Annotated in this window: 21 protein-coding genes; 11 read left to right on the top strand and 10 right to left on the bottom strand. The window is 68.2% G+C overall.

The window, feature by feature from the left end; genetic code table 11:
• Positions 1-42 precede the first annotated feature (42 nt).
• The gene (locus VXM69_RS11505; protein ID WP_124607708.1) at positions 43-1,464 is read left to right on the top strand and encodes a sigma-54 dependent transcriptional regulator; all 1,422 of its coding nucleotides are present in this window, start codon (positions 43-45) and stop codon (positions 1,462-1,464) included.
• Between the two features lie 132 nt (positions 1,465-1,596).
• Entirely contained in the window at positions 1,597-2,103 is a 507-nt protein-coding gene (locus VXM69_RS11500) for a hypothetical protein (RefSeq protein WP_034189421.1), read from the top strand.
• Between the two features lie 27 nt (positions 2,104-2,130).
• Here the strand turns inward: VXM69_RS11500 and VXM69_RS11495 are convergent, their stop codons facing one another.
• Positions 2,131-2,622: a hypothetical protein gene (locus VXM69_RS11495; RefSeq protein WP_034189422.1), complete on the bottom strand. Its 492-nt coding sequence runs from the start codon at positions 2,620-2,622 to the stop codon at positions 2,131-2,133.
• Between the two features lie 377 nt (positions 2,623-2,999).
• Between VXM69_RS11495 and VXM69_RS11490 the strand changes: the two genes are divergently transcribed.
• Positions 3,000-3,677 (top strand): response regulator transcription factor, encoded by a 678-nt coding sequence (locus VXM69_RS11490; protein ID WP_049030065.1) that lies wholly within the window; start codon positions 3,000-3,002, stop codon positions 3,675-3,677.
• A gap of 25 nt (positions 3,678-3,702) precedes the next feature.
• Here VXM69_RS11490 and VXM69_RS11485 read toward each other — a convergent pair whose 3' ends face one another.
• Positions 3,703-5,256: a methyl-accepting chemotaxis protein gene (locus VXM69_RS11485; protein ID WP_367188622.1), complete on the bottom strand. Its 1,554-nt coding sequence runs from the start codon at positions 5,254-5,256 to the stop codon at positions 3,703-3,705.
• Positions 5,257-5,509: 253 nt separating this feature from the next.
• Here VXM69_RS11485 and panE point away from each other — a divergent pair, with 253 nt between their 5' ends.
• The 8 genes from panE (at position 5,510) to VXM69_RS11445 (ending at position 14,763) form a co-directional block, all read left to right on the top strand.
• On the top strand, positions 5,510-6,457 hold the full coding sequence (gene panE, locus VXM69_RS11480; RefSeq protein ID WP_367188621.1) for a 2-dehydropantoate 2-reductase: 948 nt from the start codon (positions 5,510-5,512) through the stop codon (positions 6,455-6,457).
• 239 nt (positions 6,458-6,696) lie between these two features.
• Entirely contained in the window at positions 6,697-7,656 is a 960-nt protein-coding gene (locus VXM69_RS11475; RefSeq protein ID WP_034189425.1) for an AraC family transcriptional regulator, read from the top strand.
• Between the two features lie 119 nt (positions 7,657-7,775).
• Complete coding sequence (locus tag VXM69_RS11470) at positions 7,776-8,720, top strand: substrate-binding domain-containing protein (protein ID WP_069245968.1); 945 nt, start codon at positions 7,776-7,778, stop codon at positions 8,718-8,720.
• Between the two features lie 62 nt (positions 8,721-8,782).
• On the top strand, positions 8,783-10,303 hold the full coding sequence (locus VXM69_RS11465; RefSeq protein WP_367188620.1) for a sugar ABC transporter ATP-binding protein: 1,521 nt from the start codon (positions 8,783-8,785) through the stop codon (positions 10,301-10,303).
• Positions 10,290-11,297 (top strand): ABC transporter permease, encoded by a 1,008-nt coding sequence (locus tag VXM69_RS11460; RefSeq protein WP_367188619.1) that lies wholly within the window; start codon positions 10,290-10,292, stop codon positions 11,295-11,297. The genes VXM69_RS11465 and VXM69_RS11460 overlap by 14 nt, the downstream gene beginning before the upstream one ends.
• Before the next feature lie 46 nt (positions 11,298-11,343).
• Positions 11,344-12,432 carry an alcohol dehydrogenase catalytic domain-containing protein gene (locus tag VXM69_RS11455; RefSeq protein WP_059556778.1) on the top strand — a complete coding sequence of 363 codons (1,089 nt, stop codon included), beginning with the start codon at positions 11,344-11,346 and terminating at the stop codon, positions 12,430-12,432.
• Positions 12,433-12,463: 31 nt separating this feature from the next.
• Positions 12,464-14,008 carry an FGGY-family carbohydrate kinase gene (locus tag VXM69_RS11450; RefSeq protein WP_367188618.1) on the top strand — a complete coding sequence of 515 codons (1,545 nt, stop codon included), beginning with the start codon at positions 12,464-12,466 and terminating at the stop codon, positions 14,006-14,008.
• Positions 14,005-14,763, top strand: a complete 759-nt coding sequence (locus tag VXM69_RS11445) for an SDR family oxidoreductase (RefSeq protein ID WP_367188617.1) — start codon at positions 14,005-14,007, stop codon at positions 14,761-14,763. The genes VXM69_RS11450 and VXM69_RS11445 overlap by 4 nt, the downstream gene beginning before the upstream one ends.
• Before the next feature lie 68 nt (positions 14,764-14,831).
• Here the strand turns inward: VXM69_RS11445 and VXM69_RS11440 are convergent, their stop codons facing one another.
• The 8 genes from VXM69_RS11440 to VXM69_RS11405 form a co-directional block, all read right to left on the bottom strand.
• Positions 14,832-14,972, bottom strand: coding sequence for a hypothetical protein (locus tag VXM69_RS11440; RefSeq protein WP_021158153.1), 141 nt, complete (start codon positions 14,970-14,972; stop codon positions 14,832-14,834).
• 178 nt (positions 14,973-15,150) lie between these two features.
• Entirely contained in the window at positions 15,151-15,735 is a 585-nt protein-coding gene (locus VXM69_RS11435; RefSeq protein ID WP_034189431.1) for an NTP transferase domain-containing protein, read from the bottom strand.
• A 102-nt stretch (positions 15,736-15,837) separates the two neighbouring features.
• Positions 15,838-16,476, bottom strand: coding sequence for a M15 family metallopeptidase (locus VXM69_RS11430; RefSeq protein WP_051701010.1), 639 nt, complete (start codon positions 16,474-16,476; stop codon positions 15,838-15,840).
• A gap of 186 nt (positions 16,477-16,662) precedes the next feature.
• On the bottom strand, positions 16,663-17,058 hold the full coding sequence (locus VXM69_RS11425; protein ID WP_059556955.1) for a type II toxin-antitoxin system VapC family toxin: 396 nt from the start codon (positions 17,056-17,058) through the stop codon (positions 16,663-16,665).
• Complete coding sequence (locus VXM69_RS11420) at positions 17,055-17,294, bottom strand: type II toxin-antitoxin system Phd/YefM family antitoxin (protein WP_048245635.1); 240 nt, start codon at positions 17,292-17,294, stop codon at positions 17,055-17,057. Before VXM69_RS11420 ends, VXM69_RS11425 begins: the two co-directional genes overlap by 4 nt.
• A gap of 120 nt (positions 17,295-17,414) precedes the next feature.
• Positions 17,415-18,098, bottom strand: a complete 684-nt coding sequence (locus tag VXM69_RS11415; protein ID WP_034189433.1) for a Fe2+-dependent dioxygenase — start codon at positions 18,096-18,098, stop codon at positions 17,415-17,417.
• Positions 18,095-18,850: a tetratricopeptide repeat protein gene (locus VXM69_RS11410; RefSeq protein ID WP_034189434.1), complete on the bottom strand. Its 756-nt coding sequence runs from the start codon at positions 18,848-18,850 to the stop codon at positions 18,095-18,097. Before VXM69_RS11410 ends, VXM69_RS11415 begins: the two co-directional genes overlap by 4 nt.
• A gap of 3 nt (positions 18,851-18,853) precedes the next feature.
• The gene (locus tag VXM69_RS11405) at positions 18,854-21,097 is read right to left on the bottom strand and encodes a TonB-dependent receptor (protein ID WP_367188616.1); all 2,244 of its coding nucleotides are present in this window, start codon (positions 21,095-21,097) and stop codon (positions 18,854-18,856) included.
• Positions 21,098-21,275: the final 178 nt, after the last annotated feature.

The raw sequence follows: 21,275 nt of genomic DNA, 5'->3' as shown, positions 1-21,275 counted from the left end.
CAATGGCCGTTCCGACAACCAACCCTACGCGGCGAGGCCATCGTGAACTATTGCTGCCAGCTGAGAGTGTCGGGCCCGCAGGATGTCGAAAGGGAGGCCGGCGCGATGTCGTTCGTCGCCGCCCGGCGCAATCATGCGGTGCCGTCGCGGCCGCTCGTCTACCTGTCGCAGCGGCACGACGCCGCGCTCGCCGACTGCCTGGCGTCGCGCGGTTGGGACGTGTGGCGCGCGAAAACCGTTGCGGACGCACTGAATCTCGTCAAGGCGAACCGCCCGCATGCCGGCATCGTCGATTTCGGCAGTTTCGGTTCGCCCGACATCGCGTCGTTCGAGGCGCTGCTGCGCGACTCGCGCGTCGGCTGGGTCGCGCTCGCCGACGGCGAGCGGCTGCGCGACCTCTCGATCGCGCGCCTGATCCGTCGTTGCTGTTTCGACTACGTGCGCAACGCGACGGCCTATACGACGATCGGCTATCTGGTCGGCCATGCGTACGGGATGCTGAAGCTCGCGGACGGCGACCCGGCTGCCGATGGCGTGCCGCCCGCCGGCGCGATGATCGGCTCGTGCGACGCGATGCGCCGGCTGTTCGCGACGATCCGCAAGGTCGCGAACACGGACGCCACCGTGTTCATCGCCGGCGAATCCGGCACCGGCAAGGAGCTGACCGCGGCGGCGATCCATCAGCAGTCACTGCGGGCCGATGCGCCGTTCGTCGCCGTGAACTGCGCGGCCATCCCGTCCACGCTGCTGCAGGCCGAACTGTTCGGCCACGAGCGCGGCGCCTTCACGGGCGCGCACCAGCGCAAGATCGGCCGTATCGAGGCCGCGCACGGCGGCACGCTGTTTCTCGACGAGATCGGCGACATGCCGTTCGAGAGCCAGGCGAGCCTGCTGCGATTCCTGCAGGAGGGCAAGATCGAGCGGCTCGGCGGGCACCAGTCGATCGCGGTCGACGTACGGATCGTATCGGCGACCCACGTCGATCTCGAGGCCGCGATGCGAACAGGGCGGTTCCGTGCCGATCTGTACTACCGCTTGTGCGTGCTGCGCATCGACGAGCCGCCGTTGCGCGCACGCGGCCGCGACATCATGCTGCTTGCCGATTACGTGCTGCGGCGTTATCGCGGCGACGGTTCGCACCGGATTCGCGGCTTCACGCCCTGCGCGGTCGAGGCGATCCACAACTATCCCTGGCCGGGCAACGTGCGCGAGCTGATCAACCGGATCCGGTTCGCGGTCGTGATGACGAACGGCCCGCTGATCTCGGCGGCCGATCTCGAACTGCATGCGTACACGTCGCGGCGGCCGCCGACGCTGGCGGAAACGCGCCGGCAGGCCGAGCGGCGCGCGATCGAGGAAACGCTGCTGCGCAACCGCCACCAGCATGCGGACGTCGCGGCCGAACTGGGCATTTCGCGCGCGACGCTGTACCGCCTGATGACCGCGCACGGGCTGCACGGCTGATGGGCGCCGGTGCGCGGCGCTCAAGACTGCGCGACAGCGGCCGTTAAGACAGGAAATGACCCGTGCGGACCGCCGGCGCATCGCCGCGCTTGCGGCCGACACGCGGCGCATCACGCTTATCCGAGGGTTATCGTGACAGAGTGCAGTCACTGCGGCAGGACGTTCCTGGTCGGCGGCCGGTCGATCGACGGCCGCCGCTATTGCAGCCGGGTGTGCGCCCGCGCGCATCCGATCATCGTCGAGGCCGAACGGGTGCCCGACGCGAAAGTCCGGCAGTATGTCGACGACTGGCGCTACGGGCCGTGCCCGATCTGCCTGCGCGAAGGGCGGCCGGTCGACGTCCATGCGTCGCATCGCGTCGTGTCGCTCGTGTTCGTCACCCGCTGGGCGACGCGGCGCCACGTGTGTTGCCGCCGCTGCGGACGCCGGAAGCAGGTGCTCGCGCTGCTCGCGTCGGCCGCGCTCGGTTGGTGGGGGCTGCCGTGGGGCATCGTGCTGACGCCGATCCAGCTCGTGCGCAACGCGCTCGGGCTGGCCGCGCGCGATCCGGAGGTCGCGACGCAGCAGTTCGAGCAGTTCGTGCGGCGCAAGCTGGCGGCGCGCCGGCTCGCGCGTGCGGAGCAGGGCGCCGGCACCTGATCGCGCGCGCCGGCGCGTCGCGCCCGCTCAGGCCGGCCGCTCGAAGCCCGACGCGACCCAGCGTTCCGCGCTGGCCTTGTTGAGCTTGAACCCGGCCGACACCTTCGCTTCGGCCAGCAGCTCGCCATACGAATCGAATGCCTTCAGTTGCGCGTACGGCTCGAACTCGTCCGGCACGATGTCGAGCGTCACCGATACCTCCTGCCCGTCGTCGCCTTGGACCGTCACTTCCTTGTGCAGCATCGCGCGCCGCTGCTGCTCGTGCCGCATCAGCACCTCGGTCGCGGTTTTCACGAGCGTGCGGAACGCGTTCGCGTCCATCGGTTTCGGATTCTTCTTGTCGCGGCCCATCGTCCACGGCCCGACGAGCGCGGGCTCGGACTCGCCGTCCTTGATCATCTCGACGGCCCAGCCGTCGTCGTCTTCGTTCTTGATGATGCGGGCCGTCCAGCCGTTGTCGCGCCAGAGGCCGTCTTCGTGGATGGAGGTGTCGTCGGATTGCAGATCGGAGTCGGTCATGAGGAAAGGGGCGAGTGCGGGCAGCCGGCAAAAGGGCGGTGGCGCGCGGCCGGTAGCGGCGCATCGCTCGCCGCCGGCGAGCCCGGAGTGGCATGCAAAGACCGTAATTTTACCTGCTGGCGACCGCATGGCGCGCAACCTTGGCCATCGGGCCGATGCCGCGACCGTCGCCGCTGGCCGCCGGCCGCCTGAACCCGCGCAAATATCAAACTTGTATTACCTCCCCGGCGGCCGATCCACGTGCCGTCCGATATCCCGCCCGCGCACGGCTTCCTAGAATCGGGTGGCAGGCTAAAAATAGCCTGCCCATCCTTTCAACGCTTGGCCGGCCGCCCGCGTACCGCGCCGCGCGGCCGGCGAACCACCAGGAACTGCGCATGAGGAAATTCAATGTTCGCATCGTCGTCGCTTACGACTGGCCGCTGACGCTGGCCGGCATCGAGCAGGTCGCCGGCAGCGCCTGCGCGATCGAGCTCGTCGCGGTCTGCCGGAGCACGGCCGAACTGGTCGCGTCGCTCGGCGCGGTCGACTGCGATGTCGTGCTGGTCGACTATGCGATCCGCGGCGACGCGCGGATGGACGGCCTCGCGCTGTTCGACTGGCTGCGCCGCACGCGGCCGAACGTCGGGATCGTCGCGCTGGTCGCGAACGAGAATCCGCTGATTTTCCGGTCGATCATCGCGACCGGCGGCGTGAGCGTCGTCAGCAAGTTCGACGAGGTCGGCCACATCGTCACGGCGATCCATTCGAGCTACAGCGGCGGCGCGTACCTGTCGCCGGTCGTCAGGCGCGCGCTCGACACGCTCGGCGAGCGCGGCGAGGCGCCGGTGAAGCTGACGGCCCGCGAGATCGAGGTGATTCGCCTGTACCTGTCGGGCGTGCCGATCAAGACGATCGCGCAGCGCCTGAGCAAGGGCAAGCAGACGGTCAGCGCGCAGAAGATGAGCGCGATGAAGAAGCTCGGCGCGAGCAACGACGTCGAGCTGATCCAGCGGGCGGCCGGACTGGGGCTCGGCGGCGGGGCGGGCGCGCTGCCGGCCGGCGGCGCCGCTTGAGCATGCCCGCGCCCGCCGGGCGTCTTCAGGCCGGCAACGCGAACCGCGTGACGGCGTCGCGCAGTGCCTCGGCCTGATCGCGCAGCGAATGCGCGGCTGCCGCCGCCTGTTCGACCAGCGCCGCGTTCTGCTGCGTGACCTGGTCCATCTCGCCCACCGCGCGATTGACCTGTTCGATCCCGGCGCTCTGCTCGCGCGACGCATGGCTGATTTCGTCGAGGATCTCGTTCACGCGCCGCACCGACTGCACGAGCTCGGACATCGTCTCGCCCGCGTTGGAAACGAGCGCCGCGCCGTGTTCGACCGTCTCGTTCGACGACACGATCAGCGACTTGATTTCCTTCGCCGCCGTCGCCGAGCGTTGCGCGAGCGAGCGCACTTCGGCCGCGACCACCGCGAAGCCGCGGCCCTGTTCGCCCGCGCGCGCCGCCTCGACGGCCGCGTTCAGCGCGAGGATGTTGGTCTGGAACGCGATGCCGTCGATCACGCCGATGATGTCGCCGATCTTGTGCGAGCGGTCGGTGATCTCGTTCATCGTCCGCACGACGTCGTCGACCACCGCGCTGCCGCGCGTCGCGACCTGCGCGGCCTGGCCGGCGAGTGCCGCGGCCTGCGCGGCGCTGTCCGCGTTCTGTTTCACGTTCGCGGTCATCTGGTCCATGCTCGACGCGGTCTGCACGAGCGCGGCCGCTTGTTCCTCGGTGCGCTGCGACAGGTCCGTGTTGCCGGACGCGATCTCGCTCGCGCCGACGTTGATGTTCTCGGTGCCGGTCCGTACGCGCGACACCATGTCGATCAGCCCGCCCTGCATCGTGTACAGCGCATGCAGCAGGCTGCCTCGATCGTCCTGCTTCACGGTCACGCGTGCGGTCAGGTCGCCTTGCGCGATGCGCTGCGCGGCGTCGAGCGCGACTTCGAGCTCGCCGCCCAGGTTCGCGCGCACGCTCTTCAGCACCATCACCATCACGGCAGTCGCGATCGCGCCGAGCACGGCCGTCATCGCGAACCAGCGGCCGATGCTCGCGAGCACCTCCGTGCGCACGTCGTTCATGTACATGCCCGTCACCAGATACCAGTCCCACGGCGCGAAGCGCTGCACGGCGCTGGTCTTCTCCTGCGGCTTGTCGGCGCCCGGTTTCGGCCACAGATATTCGACGAAACCCTTGCCGCCCTCGGCGTTGCCGGCCTTCACGATCTCGACGAAGAGGTGCTTGCCGTCCGGGTCGGTGAAGTTCGACACGTCCTTGCCGTTGAGATCGGTCTTGATCGGATGCATCACGATCACCGGCTTCGAATCGTTGATCGAGATGTAGCCGTCGGCGCCGTGACGCATCGCGGCGATCGCCTCGAGCGCCTTCTGCTTCGCATCCGCTTCCGGCAGCGCGTTCTGCTGCGACAGCTTGTAGTAATGGTCCGTCACGCTCGCGGCCTGCGCGACCAGCGAGGCCAACTGGTCGCGGCGGTCCGCGATCATCGACGCGCGCGTCTGCCATGCGCCGAGCCCGGCGATCACGAGCAGGCCGAGCCACAGGATGACGATCATCGAGGCGAGTTTCTGATTCAGCGAAAGGTTGCGCATGGTGTGTGGTCGGTCAGTCGAGGAGGCTCGCCGGGGCGGCGTGACGGGATAAGTATCTTGACGGCGCTCGATGCGCGTTACCGTAGACGGGTTATCCCTAGGAATCGGTGCCGCCGCCCATCCCTTCGCTGCCGGTAAGGGTATCTATGCATATGCATAAAGGGTATCGCTATACTGTCGGGCGATGGTGTACGCGCTGCGCGCCCGGGCTGGCGCCGGCGCGGGCGCTGAACGAAACCGAAAGGAGGCAACGATGCGAATTCTGGTGGTAGGGGCCGGCGCGGTCGGCGGGTACTTCGGCGGCCGGCTGGCCGCGGCAGGGCGTGACGTGACGTTCCTGGTGCGCGACGGCCGGGCCGCGGCACTGGCACGCGACGGGTTGCTGATCCGCAGCCCGCGCGGCGACCTGACGCTGGCGAACGTGCAGACGGTGCGCGCGGCCGACGCGAACGCGGGCATTGCGCCGTTCGACCTCGTGCTGCTGAGCTGCAAGGCATACAGCCTCGACGACGCGATTGCGTCGTTCGCGCCGTTCGTCGGGCCGCGGACGCTGATCCTGCCGATGCTCAACGGGATGCGCCACCTCGACGTGCTGCGCGAGCGCTTCGGCGCCGCGCAGGTGCTCGGCGGGCTGTGCGTGATCGCGGCCACGCTCGATCGCGAGCAGCGCATCGTGCACCTGAACGATACGCACGGCGTGACGTTCGGCGAGCTCGCCGGCGGCGAATCGCCGCGCGTGCGGGTGGTTGCCGACGTGCTCGGCGGCGCGGGCTTCGACGCGACGCTCAGCGACGACGTCGCCGCACGGATGTGGGAAAAATGGGTGTTCCTCGCCACGCTCGCCGCGAGCACGTCGCTGTTTCGCGGCTCGGTCGGCGACATTCTGGCCGCGCCGGATGGCCGCCGCCTGCTCGAGACGATGCTCGCCGAATGTAGCGCGATCGCCGAACACAATGGCCACCGGCCCGATCCGGTCGCCATCGAACGGATGCAGCGGATGGTGCTGACGCCGTCGCCGCTCACCGCGTCGATGCTCCGCGACGTCGAGAACCATGCGCGTGTCGAAGCCGATCACGTGATCGGCGACCTGCTCGCGCGGCGCGACCCGCAGGCGGCCGACGCGTTGTCGCTGCTGCGGATCGCGTACAACCACCTGAAAGCGTACGAGGTGCGCACCGCGCGCGAGCACGCGAGCGCGTAGGCGCCGGCGCGGGCGGCCGCACGGCCGTTCCGCACTGCACAAATTTGCCGTCCGGCGCCGTTTGCGGCCGGATCGCGCAAAAAAGTATCGGAAATCAGGCGTAAAGTTGGTGGAGCCGCGTACGCGATCGACCTACATTGCTTCCCATGCGACCGGTCGCGTCGCCGCGCGGAACGCGGCAACACGCGGCGCGCCGCCGAACAGGCCGGCCAGCGATACATGGGAATGGAGACGCCAACATGATGCACCCCGATCTCGAAGTGGTCGACGTGCGACGCGACGAGTCGTTCAAGGTCTGGTCGCACGGCTATCCGTATCGCACGATCCGTTGGCATTTCCATCCCGAATTCGAGCTGCACCTGATCGTCGCGACGCACGGCAAGTATTTCGTCGGCGATCACGTCGGCTCGTTCGGCCCCGGCCATCTCGTGCTGCTCGGCCCGAACCTGCCGCACAACTGGGTCAGCGACATGGCCGAAGGCGAAACCGTCGAGCGCCGCAATCTCGTGATCCAGTTCGACCCGGCGTTCGTCCGGCGCTGCATGGACGCGTTTCCCGAATGCCGCGACGCGCAGGCGCTGCTCGACGATGCGCGCCGCGGAGTCGGTTTCGACGCCGCGACGAGTGCCGCGATCGCGCCGCTGTTCGACGCATTGCTGGCGGCGCGCGGCATGCGCCGCATCGCGCTGTTCATGACGATCCTCGAACGCCTGTGCGGCGCGGCCGAACGCACGCTGCTCGCGAGTCCCGCGTACGACCAGACCGACGTCACGCCGACGCGGTTGAGCCACGCGCTGTCGTATATCGGCAAGAACCTCGCGTCCGAGCTGCGCGAATCCGATCTCGCGCAGCTGACCGGGCAGAGCGTCAGCGCGTTCTCGCGCGCGTTCCATCGCCAGACGGGCATGCCGTTCGTCCAGTACGTGAATCGTCTGCGGATCGAATCCGCGTGCCAGATGCTGCTCGCCGACGACGCGAACATCACCGACATCTGCTTCCAGGCCGGCTTCAACAACGTGTCGAACTTCAACCGCCAGTTCCGCGCGGTGAAGGGGATGGCGCCGTCCGAATTCCGTGCGCTGCAGCGCCTGAACGCACGCAGCCGCGACCTGGCGCTGCATGCGGCGCCGACCGGCAACCCGATGCCGCCGCGCGTGCTGACGCCCGGCGCGCCCGAACTCGCCCCGCAGCCCGGATGATCGCCAGGCCGTTGCCCGCCTGAGTTTCCCCTCCGTTTCACCCAGCCGATCGCGCCGTTCACGTCGCGAGGGGCGTATTCACCCACGAAAAAGCCGCACACAATTCTGGAGACACCGTCATGACGCACGCATCGCCCGCCTCATTCCCCCGTCGCGCCGCCCGCATGGCGGCCGTTGCCGCGCTCGCCGCCGCGGCGTGGCTGCCCGTCATGGCCGCGCAGGCCGCGCCGCTGCGGATCGGCATGACGTTCCAGGAGCTGAACAACCCGTATTTCGTGACGATGCAGAAGGCGCTGAACGACGCGGCCGCGTCGATCGGCGCGCAGGTCGTCGTCACCGATGCGCATCACGACGTCAGCAAGCAGGTGAGCGACGTCGAGGACATGCTGCAGAAGAAGATCGACATCCTGCTCGTGAACCCGACCGACTCGACCGGCATCCAGTCGGCGATCACGCAGGCGAAGAAGGCCGGCGCGGTGGTGGTGGCCGTCGACGCGAACGCGAACGGCCCGGTCGACTCGTTCGTCGGCTCGAAGAACTACGACGCCGGCGTGATGTCGTGCGAATACCTCGCGAAGGCGATCGGCGGCAGCGGCGAGGTCGCGATCCTCGACGGCATCCCGGTCGTGCCGATCCTCGAACGCGTGCGCGGCTGCAAGGCCGGGCTCGCGAAATTCCCGAACGTGAAGCTGGTCGACACGCAGAACGGCAAGCAGGAGCGCGCGACCGCGCTGTCGGTCACCGAAAACATGATCTCCGCGCATCCGAACCTGAAGGGCATCTTCAGCGTGAACGACGGCGGCTCGATGGGTGCGCTCGCGGCCATCGAAGGGTCGGGCAAGGACATCAAGCTGACGAGCGTCGACGGCGCGCCCGAGGCGATCGCCGCGATCCAGAAGCCGAACTCGAAGTTCATCGAGACGACCGCGCAGTTCCCGGCCGACCAGGTGCGCATCGCGCTCGGCATCGCGATGGCGCGCAAGTGGGGCGCGACGGTGCCGAAGGCGATCCCGGTCGACGTGAAGGTGGTCGATCGCGGCAACGCGAAGGGCTTCAGCTGGTGAACGACGTGCGACGCGACGCGAAGGGCGGCGGCACGGCCGAGGCCCTTCGCACGGAGAAGCCGATGGACACGATACTCAGGCTCAGCCACATCACGAAAAGCTTTCCGGGCGTGAAGGCGCTGTCCGACATTCATCTGGACATCGCGTGCGGCGAGATTCATGCATTGCTCGGCGAGAACGGTGCGGGCAAGTCGACGCTGATGAAGATCCTGTGCGGCATTCATCAGCCGGATGCCGGCACGATCGAGATCGACGGCACCGCGCGCCATTTCGCGGACTATCACGACGCGGTCGCGGCGGGCGTCGGCATCGTGTTCCAGGAATTCAGCCTGATTCCGCACCTCGATGCCGTCGACAACCTGTTCCTCGGCCGCGAGTTGCGCAACCGCTGGGGCGCGCGCGACCGCAAGCGGATGCGCCGCGCGGCCGCCGCGATCTTCGCGCGCCTGGGCGTCGCGATCGATCTCGATGCGCCGATCCGCGCGCTGTCGGTCGCGCAGCAGCAGTTCGTCGAGATCGGCAAGGCGCTGTTGCTCGACGCGCGCATCCTGATCCTCGACGAGCCGACCGCCACGCTCACACCGGCCGAGGCCGGGCACCTGTTCGCGATCATGCGCGAGCTGAAGCGCCAGGGCGTTGCGATGATCTTCATCTCGCACCATCTCGACGAGATCTTCGCGGTGTGCGACCGCATCACGGTGCTGCGCGACGGCCAGTACGTGGCGACGACCGACGTCGCGCGCACCGACGTCGAGCAACTGGTGCGGATGATGGTCGGCCGCCGGATCGAGAGCAGCTTTCCGCCGAAGCCCAGGTTGCCGAGCGACGCGCCGGCCGTGCTCGAAGTCGACGCGCTGCAGATCGAGCGCGACGGCCCCGTGAACCGCTTCACGTTGCGAGCCGGCGAGATTCTCGGTTTCGCCGGGCTGGTCGGCTCGGGCCGCACCGAGACCGCGCTCGCGGTGATCGGCGCGACGCGTGCGCACCGCAAGGACGTGCGTGTACGCGGCACGGCGGCGAAGCTCGCCGATCCGGCCGATGCGTTGCGCGCCGGTATCGGCATCCTGCCGGAGAGCCGCAAGACGGAAGGGCTCGTCACGTCGTTCTCGATCCGCGACAACATCTCGCTGAACAATCTCGGCAAGTACCGGTCGATGCGCTGGCTGATCGACCGCGGCAGCGAGGCGCGCACGACGCACGACGTGATGCGGCGCGTCGGCGTGAAGGCGCCGTCGATCCACACGGAAGTCGCGACGCTGTCCGGCGGCAACCAGCAGAAGGTCGTGATCGCGCGCTGGCTGAACCATCACACGTCGGTGCTGATCTTCGACGAGCCGACGCGCGGCATCGACGTCGGCGCGAAAGCCGAAATCTACGGGCTGATGCGCGAACTCACCGCGCGCGGCTACGCCATCATCATGATCTCGTCCGAGCTGCCGGAAATCGTCGGCATGTGCGATCGCGTCGCCGTATTCCGGCAAGGACGCATCGAGGCGACGCTCGCCGGCGACGAGATCGATCCCGACACGGTCATGACCTATGCCACGGCCGGCACGCGAGGAGCGACCCATGAACCTGCCTGATTCTTCTTCCACGCCTTCCACGACGCTCGCGGCGACGGCCGGCGACGCGCCGCCGCCACGCGCGCTGTGGACGCAGCTGCGGCGCTCGACGCTGTTCTATCCGCTCGTCGGCCTGATCGTCGTATGCATCGCGATGATGATCGCGAGCCCGAGCTTCCTGTCCGCCGCGAACCTCGAGAACGTGCTGCGCCAGGTGTCGATCAACGCGATCATCGCGGTCGGCATGACCTGCGTGATCCTGACCGGCGGGATCGACCTGTCGGTCGGCTCGGTGATGGCGCTGTCGGGCACGCTCGCGGCCGGGTTGATGGTCGCGGGCGTCAATGCGGTCGCCGCGCTCGCGATCGGCATCGCGGTCGGCCTCGGCTTCGGCTTCCTGAACGGCGTGTTCGTCGCGTTCGCGGGGATGCCGCCGATCATCGTCACGCTTGCCACGATGGGCATCGCGCGCGGCCTCGCGCTGATCTATACGGGCGGCTATCCGATCGACGGCTTGCCCGACTGGGTCGCGTTCTTCGGCAGCGGCAAGGTGCTCGGCATCCAGGCGCCCGTGCTGATCATGCTGGTGGTGTACGCGATCGCGTGGCTGCTGCTCGACCGCATGCCGTTCGGCCGCTACGTGTATGCGATCGGCGGCAACGAGCAGGCGACGCGGCTCACCGGCGTGCGCGTCGCGCGCGTGAAGCTGATCGTCTACACGCTGGCCGGCGTCACGTCGGCGCTGGCCGCGATCGTGCTGACGGGCCGGCTGATGAGCGGGCAGCCGAACGCGGGCGTCGGCTTCGAGCTCGACGCGATCGCGGCCGTCGTGATGGGCGGCACGTCGATCTCCGGCGGGCGCGGCGCGATCCTCGGCACGCTGGTCGGCGCGCTGCTGCTCGGCGTGCTCAACAACGGGCTGAACATGATCGGCGTGAACCCGTATGTGCAGAACGTGATCAAGGGCGGAATCATCCTGCTCGCGATCTACATCAGCCGCGAACGGTCGCGGTAACGATCGATTCATCGGTCTTCCGAATCATCAACGAAAGAGACAACTCATGACGACACCCGAAGCCCAGCCGCGGATGACCGCGGTCGTCTGCCACGGCCCCGAGGATTACCGCGTCGAGCAGGTCGCGAAGCCGCGCCCCGGCGCGAACGAGCTCGTGATCCGCATCGCCGCGTGCGGGATCTGCGCGAGCGACTGCAAGTGCTATACCGGCGCGAAGATGTTCTGGGGCGGCCCGAGCCCGTGGGTGAAGGCGCCCGTGATTCCCGGCCATGAATTCTTCGGTTACGTCGAAGCGCTCGGCGAAGGCGCGGCCGAGCATTTCGGCGTGGCGCCGGGCGACCGCGTGATCGCCGAGCAGATCGTGCCGTGCGGCAAGTGCCGCTATTGCAAGTCGGGCCAGTACTGGATGTGCGAAGTGCACAACATCTTCGGCTTCCAGCGCGAGGTCGCCGACGGCGGGATGGCCGACTACATGCGCATCCCGCCGACCGCGATCGTCCACAAGATCCCGCTCGGCGTATCGCTCGAGGATGCGGCGATCATCGAGCCGCTGTCGTGCGCGATCCACACCGTGAACCGCGGTGACGTCCAGCTCGACGACGTCGTCGTGATTGCCGGCGCGGGCCCGCTGGGGCTGATGATGACGCAGGTCGCGCACCTGAAGACGCCGAAGCGGCTCGTCGTGATCGACCTGATCGACGAACGGCTCGAACTCGCGCGGCAGTACGGCGCCGACGTGACGATCAACCCGAAGCGCGACGATGCGCGCGAGATCGTCCGCGCGCTGACCGACGGCTACGGCTGCGACGTGTACATCGAGACGACCGGTGCGCCGGTCGGCGTGAACCAGGGGCTCGACCTGATCCGCAAGCTCGGCCGCTTCGTCGAATTCAGCGTGTTCGGCGAGGATGCGACGGTCGACTGGTCGATCATCGGCGACCGCAAGGAGCTCGACGTGCGCGGCGCGCACCTGGGGCCATACTGCTATCCGGTCGCGATCGACCTGCTCGCGCGCGGGCTCGTCACGTCGAAAGGCATCGTCACGCACGATTTCGCGCTCGAGGACTGGGACGACGCGATCCGCGTCGCGAAATCGCCCGAATCGATCAAGGTGCTGCTGAAGCCGGTCCGCTGATGCGGCCGGCGTGCGCGTTACCGGAGACATCATGGAATACGTGATTGGCGTCGACATCGGCACGCAGAGCACCAAGGCGCTGCTGGTCGACCGGCATGGCGCGATCGTCGCGCGGCACGCGGCCGGCTACCAGCCCGATACGCCGCGCCCGCTGTGGGCCGAGCAGTGGCCGCAGGTCTGGTTCGACGCGGTGCTCGAGTGCATCGCGGGGTGCGTGCGCGACGCGCGTGCGCAGGGCGTGCCGGCCGCTGCGATCCGCGCGGTGTGCGTGAGCAGCCTGTACGGCGGCTCGGGCATTCCGGTCGACATCGACATGCGGCCGCTGCATCCGTGCCTGATCTGGATGGACCGGCGCGCGACCGCGGAAGTCGACTGGGTCAACGAACACGTGAACGTCGAGCGGCTGCGCGTGATCACGGGCAATGGCGTCGACAGCTACTACGGTTTCACGAAGATGCTGTGGCTGCGCGGCCAGCGGCCGGACGTGTGGGCGAACGTGCGCTATTTCCTGCCGCCGAACGCGTACGTGATCTACCTGCTGACCGGCGAAGTGGCGGTCGATCACAGTTCGGCCGGCAACATCGGCGGCGTGTACGACGTCGCGCGCCGCGAGTGGTCCGACGACGCGCTCGACATGCTCGGCATTCCGGCGACGATGATGCCCGAGCGGCTCGTCGATTCGACGGAGATCGTCGGCGGGCTGCTGTCGCAGTGGACGGAGCAGCTCGGCCTGCCGGCCGGCACGCCCGTCGTCGCGGGCGGTGTCGACGCGGCCGTCGCGACCTTCGCGGCCGGCGCGACGCGTACCGGGCAGCATGTCGCGATGATCGGCACCAGCATGTGCTGGGGCTACGTAAGCCGGCATGTCGATGCGCGGCACGGGCTCGTCAGCATGCCGCACGTGTTCGACGGGCAGCGCGACCTGTACGTGTTCGGCGGCGCGATCACGGCCGGCGCGTCGGTTGCGTGGTTCCGCGACCAGTTCTGCCAGGCGGAAATCGATGCGGCGCGCCTGCTGCCGCACGGCGATCCGCACGTGCTGCTCGAGGCGGCGGCCGAACGCGTGCCGGCCGGCGCCGACGGCGTGCTGTTCCTGCCGTATCTGATGGGCGAGCGCAGCCCGGTGTGGGATGCGAAGGCCAGCGGCGCATTCGTCGGGCTGAGTCTCGCGCATACGCGCGCGCACCTGTATCGCGCGGTGCTCGAAGGCGTCGCGTTCGCGTTGCGCCACAACATCGAGGCCGGCCGGCGCGGCGCGGTTGCGCTGGACGACCGGTTGATCGTTGTCGGCGGCGCCGCGCATTCGGCGCTGTGGATGCAGATCATCGCCGACGTGACGGGTTTTCCGGTGTGGACGATCGAGCAGGACGTCGAAGCCGCGATGGGCGCCGCGCTGCTCGCGGGGGTCGGGGCGGGGCTCGTGCCGCACGACGAGGCGCAAGGGGGCTGGGTCACGCTCGTCGAGCGTGCGCGGCCCGACGCCGGCCGCGCCGCGACGTACGACGCGCGTTTCTCGCTCTACTCGGGGCTGTATCCGGCACTCAAGCCGATCATGCACAGGCTGGGCACATCATGAACACACGATTCGATTTCAGTGGTGCGCGGGTGCTCGTCACGGGGGCATCGAGCGGGATCGGGCGCGCGTGCGCGGTCGCGCTGGCGCAGGCCGGTGCGCGGGTCGTCGCGGCGGCGCGCGACATGACCGCGCTCGAGGCGCTGGCCGGCGAGACCGCGTGCGAGACATTGCGCATCGACGTCGGCGGCGACGAGCGTGCGATCGACGCGGCGCTCGCCGCGCACGATGCGTTCGACGGCCTCGTCAATTGCGCGGGGATCGCGTCGCTCGAACCGGCGCTCGAGGTCGGCGCCGAACAGTTCGATCGCGTGATGGCCGTCAATGCGCGCGGTGCGGCGCTCGTCGCGCGCGCCGTCGCGCGGAAGATGATCGAACGCGACGCGCGCGGCGCGGCCCGTGCACGGGGCAGCATCGTCAACGTGTCGAGCCAGGCCGCGCTGGTCGGCCTGCCCGCGCATTTGAGCTACTGCGCGTCGAAGGCGGCGATGGACGCGATCACGCGCGTGCTGTGCATCGAACTCGGGCCGCACGGCATTCGTGTGAACAGCGTGAACCCGACCGTCACGCTCACGCCGATGGCGCAGTTCGCGTGGAGCGAGCCGGAGAAGCGCGCGCCGATGCTGGCCGCGATTCCGCTCGGGCGCTTTGCGGAACCCGACGAAGTCGTCGAGCCGATCCTGTTTTTGCTGAGCGACGCGGCGTCGATGATCAGCGGCGTGTCGCTGCCGGTCGACGGCGGGTATACGGCGCGCTAGGCCGCGTCACGCGGCGATCGCGCATGACGGAAACGCGGCCATGAAGGCGCGCGGCAGCCGATGCGCGGCTAAACCGGGTCCTTGCTCGGCGGTCCGTCCGGTTGTTGCGGGTTGTCGTGATGACCGGGCGGCGACGACAGCGGGTCGTCTTCCGGATCGCGGTTCGGGTCGGCCGGGGGCTCGGGCGTCGGGGTCGTGTGGTCGGTCATGGAGAACTCGCGCAGTGCGTGACGGCGGCGCGGCGGGTGCGCCTCGTCTCCGTTATAGCCAATCGGGCGCACGTTTGCAGCGGGATTGTTGCCGCCGGTCGGCGAGCGTCGGGGAAGTTCGCGCGTGGGCCGTTTGCGTGCGGGATCGTGCCGGGCGCGGGCTCCCGCGCGATCGCGGTCAGCGTAAATCCGCAGGCGTATCGACGTCGCGCAGGATGCCGGGATCGTCGACCTCGAGCAGTTTCACCGGCGCACTGGCGAACAGCGCGCGGGCGCCCGTGTCGCCGTCGAGGGCGGCGAGCGCATCGAAATGGTGCGCGGCGAAACCGACCGGATGGCCGCGTACGCCGCGATAGGCGGGCGCCACGATCGAGGCGTCGTCGGCTTCGAGCGCGCGTGTGACCGTTTCGTAGGTGGCCGCGGCGATCCACGGCATGTCGGCGAGCGCGACGAGCCAGCCGCTTGCGTCGGGCGCCGTGCGGACGCCGGCCGCGAGGCTGGCGCCCATGCCGCGCAACGCGTCGGGCGCATAGACGACCTGACAGCCGGCTTCGTTCAGCAGAATCGCGAGTTTCTCGGCGCCGGGACGGACGACCGCGATCACGTCGGCCGTGGCCACCGCGAGACGGCGGGCGGCGGCGACCGCCACCGGCGTACCGTCGGGAAGCACCGCGAGCAGCTTGCTGTGCAGGCCGCTCGGGTCGAAGCGTTGACCAAGGCCGCCCGCGAGCAGGACGCCGGTGGCAAGTGATGCATAGGACATCGGCGCGGGGGGAGTGAGGCAGGTGCTGCGATTGTGCGGGAGCGGGCGGGGATCGGCAAGTGAGGATGTTACCGAGGCGCGCCCGTCAGGCCGGCAAGACTGTCATCGCGATGTCTCGTCGAGCATGCTTTCCTCGACAGGACCGTAAATGGCGTGCGATTCGTTCTTGATGAGGGCCCAATAGCGATCGCCGAACGACCAGTGCCACCATTCGGACGGGTAATTCGTGAAGCCGGCGCTGGCCAGCGCGGCGCTCAATATCTGGCGGTTGCGTGCGGCCGGGCGGCTGATGAACGCGTTGTGCGTGTAGCACGCACCGGACGATTCCTGGTCGGTGGCGTTCATGATGCTGCCCATGTCGGCTTCGACGCCGTCTGCCGAAATCAGCGTGAGGTCGACGGCGGCGCCGGTCGGGTGAGCGGCGACCTCGGGCGGCGCGACATAGTGGCTCGCGAGTTCGACCAGCACGTCGTCGGACGGCAGCGGATTCAGCGTCGCGCGCAGCGCCGCGAGGTGGCTGGCGAAGTATTCGCGCTGAAGGGCGAGCGGGCGATAGCCTTCCTTCACATACAGGCGCAGGCCGGCCGGGAGCGCGTGCGCGGCGGCGGTCAGCCTTTGCGCGACACCGCGGCGAACCTTCAGGAAATGCGGACTCGTGTTCGCCACGACGCTGCGCGAGTGGTCGACGGCGATGCGTTCATCGAAGGAAGCGAGATCGACGAACCCTTCGTGCGACTCCATCAGGGGGATCGACCGGACGGCGGGATCGGAGAGCGATATCACGGTAGCGGGCAAGTGGCGCGACGACGGTGGCAGGCCACGAACCGATGGGGTGAGGCGGCCGTGGTCGTTCTGGTCAGACGAATCGTCAATATGCCAGAGTCCGGCCGGGGACGCGCGACGATTGGGCCCGCAGGCGGGCGATGCTTACCAGAGTGTCTTCACGTGCGCGTACGCGCGGATTTTTTCGTCTCGGGTGACGAGCGGCGCGCCGAGCCGCCGCGCGGTTGCAACGATCATGCGGTCGGCCGGATCCTTGTGGAACGTGCCGGGCAGGTCGGTGGATTTCGCGGCGATGTCGGCGTCGACGGGCACGAACCGCATGCCGTCGATCTGCGCGACGGTGGCGAGCCACGCGTCGACATCCATCGTCAGGGCGAGGCGATCGTTGCGCACCAGCATGGCGATCTCCCACGCGGAGATCGCGGACGCGGCGAGCCCGCCTTCGCTGCGTGCGCGATCGATCGCGCTGCGCGCTTTCTTGCTGAGCGATGCGTCGCCCGCCGCCCACCACACCAATGCATGCGTATCCAGCACGATCACCGCGACGCCTCCCAATCATCTTCCGCAATCGGATCGAGAGGATTGTCGTAGCGCATGACCGAGCCGCGCAATATGTCCAACGGCTGAGCCTCGCGTGCGTGATACGGCCGGATTTCGAGCGTCGGCTTGCCATGATCGGTGACGATCAGGCTTTCGCCCGACGACTCGACGAGCCGGAAGTATTCGAGTGCGCGAGCCTTGAATTCGGATTTCGATACGGGAGCGTGAGGCATCATGATATGAGCATGGTCATTTGACGATGGTCATTTTAGGCCCGCATTTCGACCCGACGCAAGCGCCGGGCGTCACGCGTGCGCAACGCGTGGCGCCGGAAAGGGCGGCGTTACCGGTTCGCGCTACGCATCGGCCCACTTCCTCAACAGGTTGTGATAAATCCCCGTCAACGCAATGACCATCGGATCCTTCGCGCCTTTTTCCGCAGAAAGCGCCTGAATCTGCGTATCGAGCTGGAACAGCAGCGTGCGGTCGCCGTCGTCGCGCACCATGCTCTGGATCCAGAAGAACGACGCGACGCGCTCGCCGCGCGTCACCGGCGTCACGTGATGCAGGCTCGACGCGGGATACAGCACGAGATCGCCCGCCGGCAGCTTCGCGCGATGCACGCCGTACGTATCCTCGACGCACAGCTCGCCGCCGTCGTACGCATCGGGTTCCGCGAGAAACAGCGTCGCCGACAGATCGCTGCGCACGCGGAAATCGGTGCCGCGCAGCAGCCGGATCGCGTTGTCGACGTGCGTGTCGAACGTCTCGCCGCCGGCATAGCGATTGAACAGCGGCGGGAATACCTTCAACGGCAGCGCCGCCGAAAAGAACAGCGGATGGCGCGCGAGCGCATCCTGGATCGCGTCGCCGACGGCACGCGCGACGGGCGAGCCTTCCGGCAACTGCCGATTGCGTTTCGCGAGCGCCGACTGCGCGCCGGACGTCGCGTTGCCGTCGACCCATTCGGCGGCATCGAGCAGGTCGCGGCATTGCGCGACCTGCGCCTGGGTCAGTACACCGGGGACATGAAGCATCATGATGCGGATTCCATCGGGTGCGGCGCCAGTTGCATGGCTGCCGAGCGAAAGGCGTCGACCGGCGACGACGCGAGATACGCGCGCATCTTCGCGACGAACGCGGGCGTCGCGGTGGCCGGCACGCGCGCGAGCCAGTCGAGCGCTTCGTCGATGTGCCCGCGCTCGGCGAGCAGCCGCGCATAGTTGAACTGGCCGCGGAAGTCGCCGGCTTCGGCCGCGCGGCGATAGTGGTCGAACGCGGCGCCGGTGTCGACCGGTACGACCCAGCCATCCTCGTAGAAGCCGCCGATCAGGTTGATCGACTTCGCATGGCCGAGCGCGGCCGCACGGCGGAACCAGTCGAGCGCGTCGGGGCGGTTCTCGTCGACGCCGTTGCCGAGCGCGAGCGCCGTCGCGTAGTTGTACATGCCCCAGTCGAGCCCCGCCTGCGCGGCGAGCCGGTACCAGTACACGGCGACCGGCGCGCAGGCGGCCGTGCCCCAGCCGAACTCGTAGCAGCGGCCGAGCATGTTCATCGCCATCGGATGGCCGGCTCGGGCCGCATGCCGGAACCAGTCGAACGCGGCCGCCGGATCGCGCGCGACGCCGTGCCCGTCGAGCAGGTACTGCCCGTAGACGGCCTGCGCATCGACGATGCCGTGGCCGGCGGCCGCCGCGACCCACGCGGCGGCGCGCTCGGGCGGCCCGGCCAGGATGTCGGCGAACTCGCGCGGCGATACCGACGCGAGCGCCTTCAGCGACACGGCCTCCATCGATCAGTAGCGCGCGTTCAGCGTGACGAACGCCGAGCGGCCCGGCGCGATCGACGCATAGTGCGCCGGATACGCCTGATCGAAGTACGTGCGGTTGAACAGGTTGTTCACGTTCAGCTGCAGATCCAGCTTCTTGTTGATCCGGTACTGCGCCATCGCGTCGAAGCGCCAGTACGACGGCACGGCGCGCAGGTTCGCGGGATCGCCGAACACTTCCGACATGTAGAACGCGCCGCCGCCGACCGTGAACTTCGGCGTCACGTCGTAGTTCGACCACATCGTGAGGCTGTGTTTCGGCGTGTTCGGGAAGCGGTTGCCGTTGTTCGCGCGGTCCTTGCCGTTGTCGCGCAGCTCGCTCTTCATGTAGGCGTAACCGCCGAACACCTGCCACTGCTTCGTGATCTGGCCCGCGAGGCCGAGTTCGAGGCCTTGCACGCGCTTGTTGCCGACCATCGCGTACTGGTTGTTCGGCAGCGTCACGCGCGCGTTCGTCGTGTCGATCTGGAACAGTGCGGCCGTCAGCGACAGCTTGTCGTTCAGCACGTTCCACTTCGTGCCGAGCTCGATGCTGCGGTTCTTTTCCGGCGACAGCTGATCGGCGTTCGCACCGACGCCGCCGCGGCCCGGCGTGAGCGACTGCGTTTCGCTGCCTTCGCCGAGCATCATGCCGGCCGGCGTCGACGACGTCGCATACGACGCATAGATGCTGCCGTTCCGTTCGGGCTTGAACACGAGGCCGGCTTGCCAGTTGAACAGCGTGTCGTCGCGGGTGGTGGTCTTGCCGCCGTTGGCCTTGGTGTCGGTGAAGCGGGTCGAGTAGTCGTCGACACGCACGCCGGCGTTCACCTGCCAGCGCGGCGTGATCTCGATCGTGTCGAAACCGTAGATCGACTTCGTCGTGGTGCGCGCATGCGCGTAGTCGTTGTTGCGCGTGATCGAACCGGCCCACGGGTCGTTCGGGTTCGGCGACCACAGGCTCGTGCAGTTGTAGCCCGACGCGGCGCCGATGCCTTTCTGGCAGATCTTGCCGGTGTCGGTCGCGACCGTGTACGAATCGCGCTTGCCCCATTCGCGCGACAGCTCGATGCCGGTACTGAAGCTGTGCTTGAACGGGCCCGTGCGGAATTCGCCGAACAGTTCGGTCTGGTTCGCGAGGCTGTTGATCGAGCTGTTGCGGTTGTTGTTGCGGCGCCAGACCTTGCCGTTCACCACGTTGCCCTGACTGTCGTCCGGCTGCGTCCAGATGTAGTCCTGCGTCGATTCCGTGTAGCGCGTGGTGTTGCGGATCGTCAGCGACGACGTGATGTCGTGCTCGATCCTGATCGTGCTGATGTCCGACGTCGTCTTGCGGAAGTCGCGGTCGATCAGGCCGTAGAAGTTGTGGCGGTCGACGGGCGCCGGATAGATCGTGTCGACGTTCGCGGGCTTGTTCGACGTCGTGTAGAAGTACGGGATGCCGCCGTCGGGCATGTCGTCCGTCGACAGGTGGTAGTAGCTCGCGGTCACGCGCGTCGGCGTGCCGAGGCCGAACGCGATCGACGGCGCGACGCCCCAGCGCTCGTTGTTGACGGCGTCGCGGCCGGCGACGTCGTTGTTGTGGCTCATCAGGTTCAGGCGGAACGCGGCGTGATCGGCGAACTGCCAGTTGCCGTCGGCCGTGAAGCGGCGGTAGCGGTCGGTGCCGAGGCCCGCGCTCGCGGCGGCCGTCGTGCCGAGGTGCGGGGCCTTCGTGATCAGGTTGATGCTGCCGCCTGCGCCGCCGCGGCCGCCGTAGGCGCCGTCGGAACCCTTGGTGATCTCGACGCGCTCGGTGTTGAAGATCTCGCGCGTGGTCGCGCCCGTGTCGCGCATGCCGTCGACGAACAGGCTGCCCTGCGTGTCGTAGCCGCGGATGAACGGACGGTCGCCGAGCGGGTTGCCGCCTTCGCCGGCGCCGAACGTGATGCCGGGTACGGTGCGCAGCGCTTCGGTCAGCGTCGACGCGCCGCTGCTGCGGATCAGTTCCTGCGGGATCACGGTGACGGATTTCGGCGTGTCGACGAGCGGCGCGGTGAATTTCGCGGAAGCGGAAAAGTCGGCCTTGTAGCTGGGCTCGGTCTTGCCCTGGATCTCGATCGGCGCGAGATGGCCTTCGGTGCTGGCGGGGGCCGCGGGCGGCGTGCCGTCGGCGAATGCCGGGCTCGCGGCGAGCACGCCGCAGAGGGTGGTGAATGTACCGAGCTTCAGCTCGTCGGGACGGGACTTCATGATGCGCTTCGACCTCGCGAGGTGGCCCCGGAGACGGTGTGGTGCAGGAATGTGCATGCCGCCGGGAATTATTACGATTTGTTTTCAGGCGGCATTCTATGTAATTTCATGTTGAATGAGAAGCGTTCTTGTTTGTATTTGTGACGGAATCGTCAACGAATGTGTCGGAGGGCTGCGG

The organism is Burkholderia sp. Ed8 (assembly GCF_040761425.1).
GTDB lineage: Bacteria > Pseudomonadota > Gammaproteobacteria > Burkholderiales > Burkholderiaceae > Burkholderia > Burkholderia seminalis.
The sequence above is the reverse complement of the archived record's forward strand: the minus strand, read 5'-3'. Positions and strand labels throughout refer to the sequence as shown.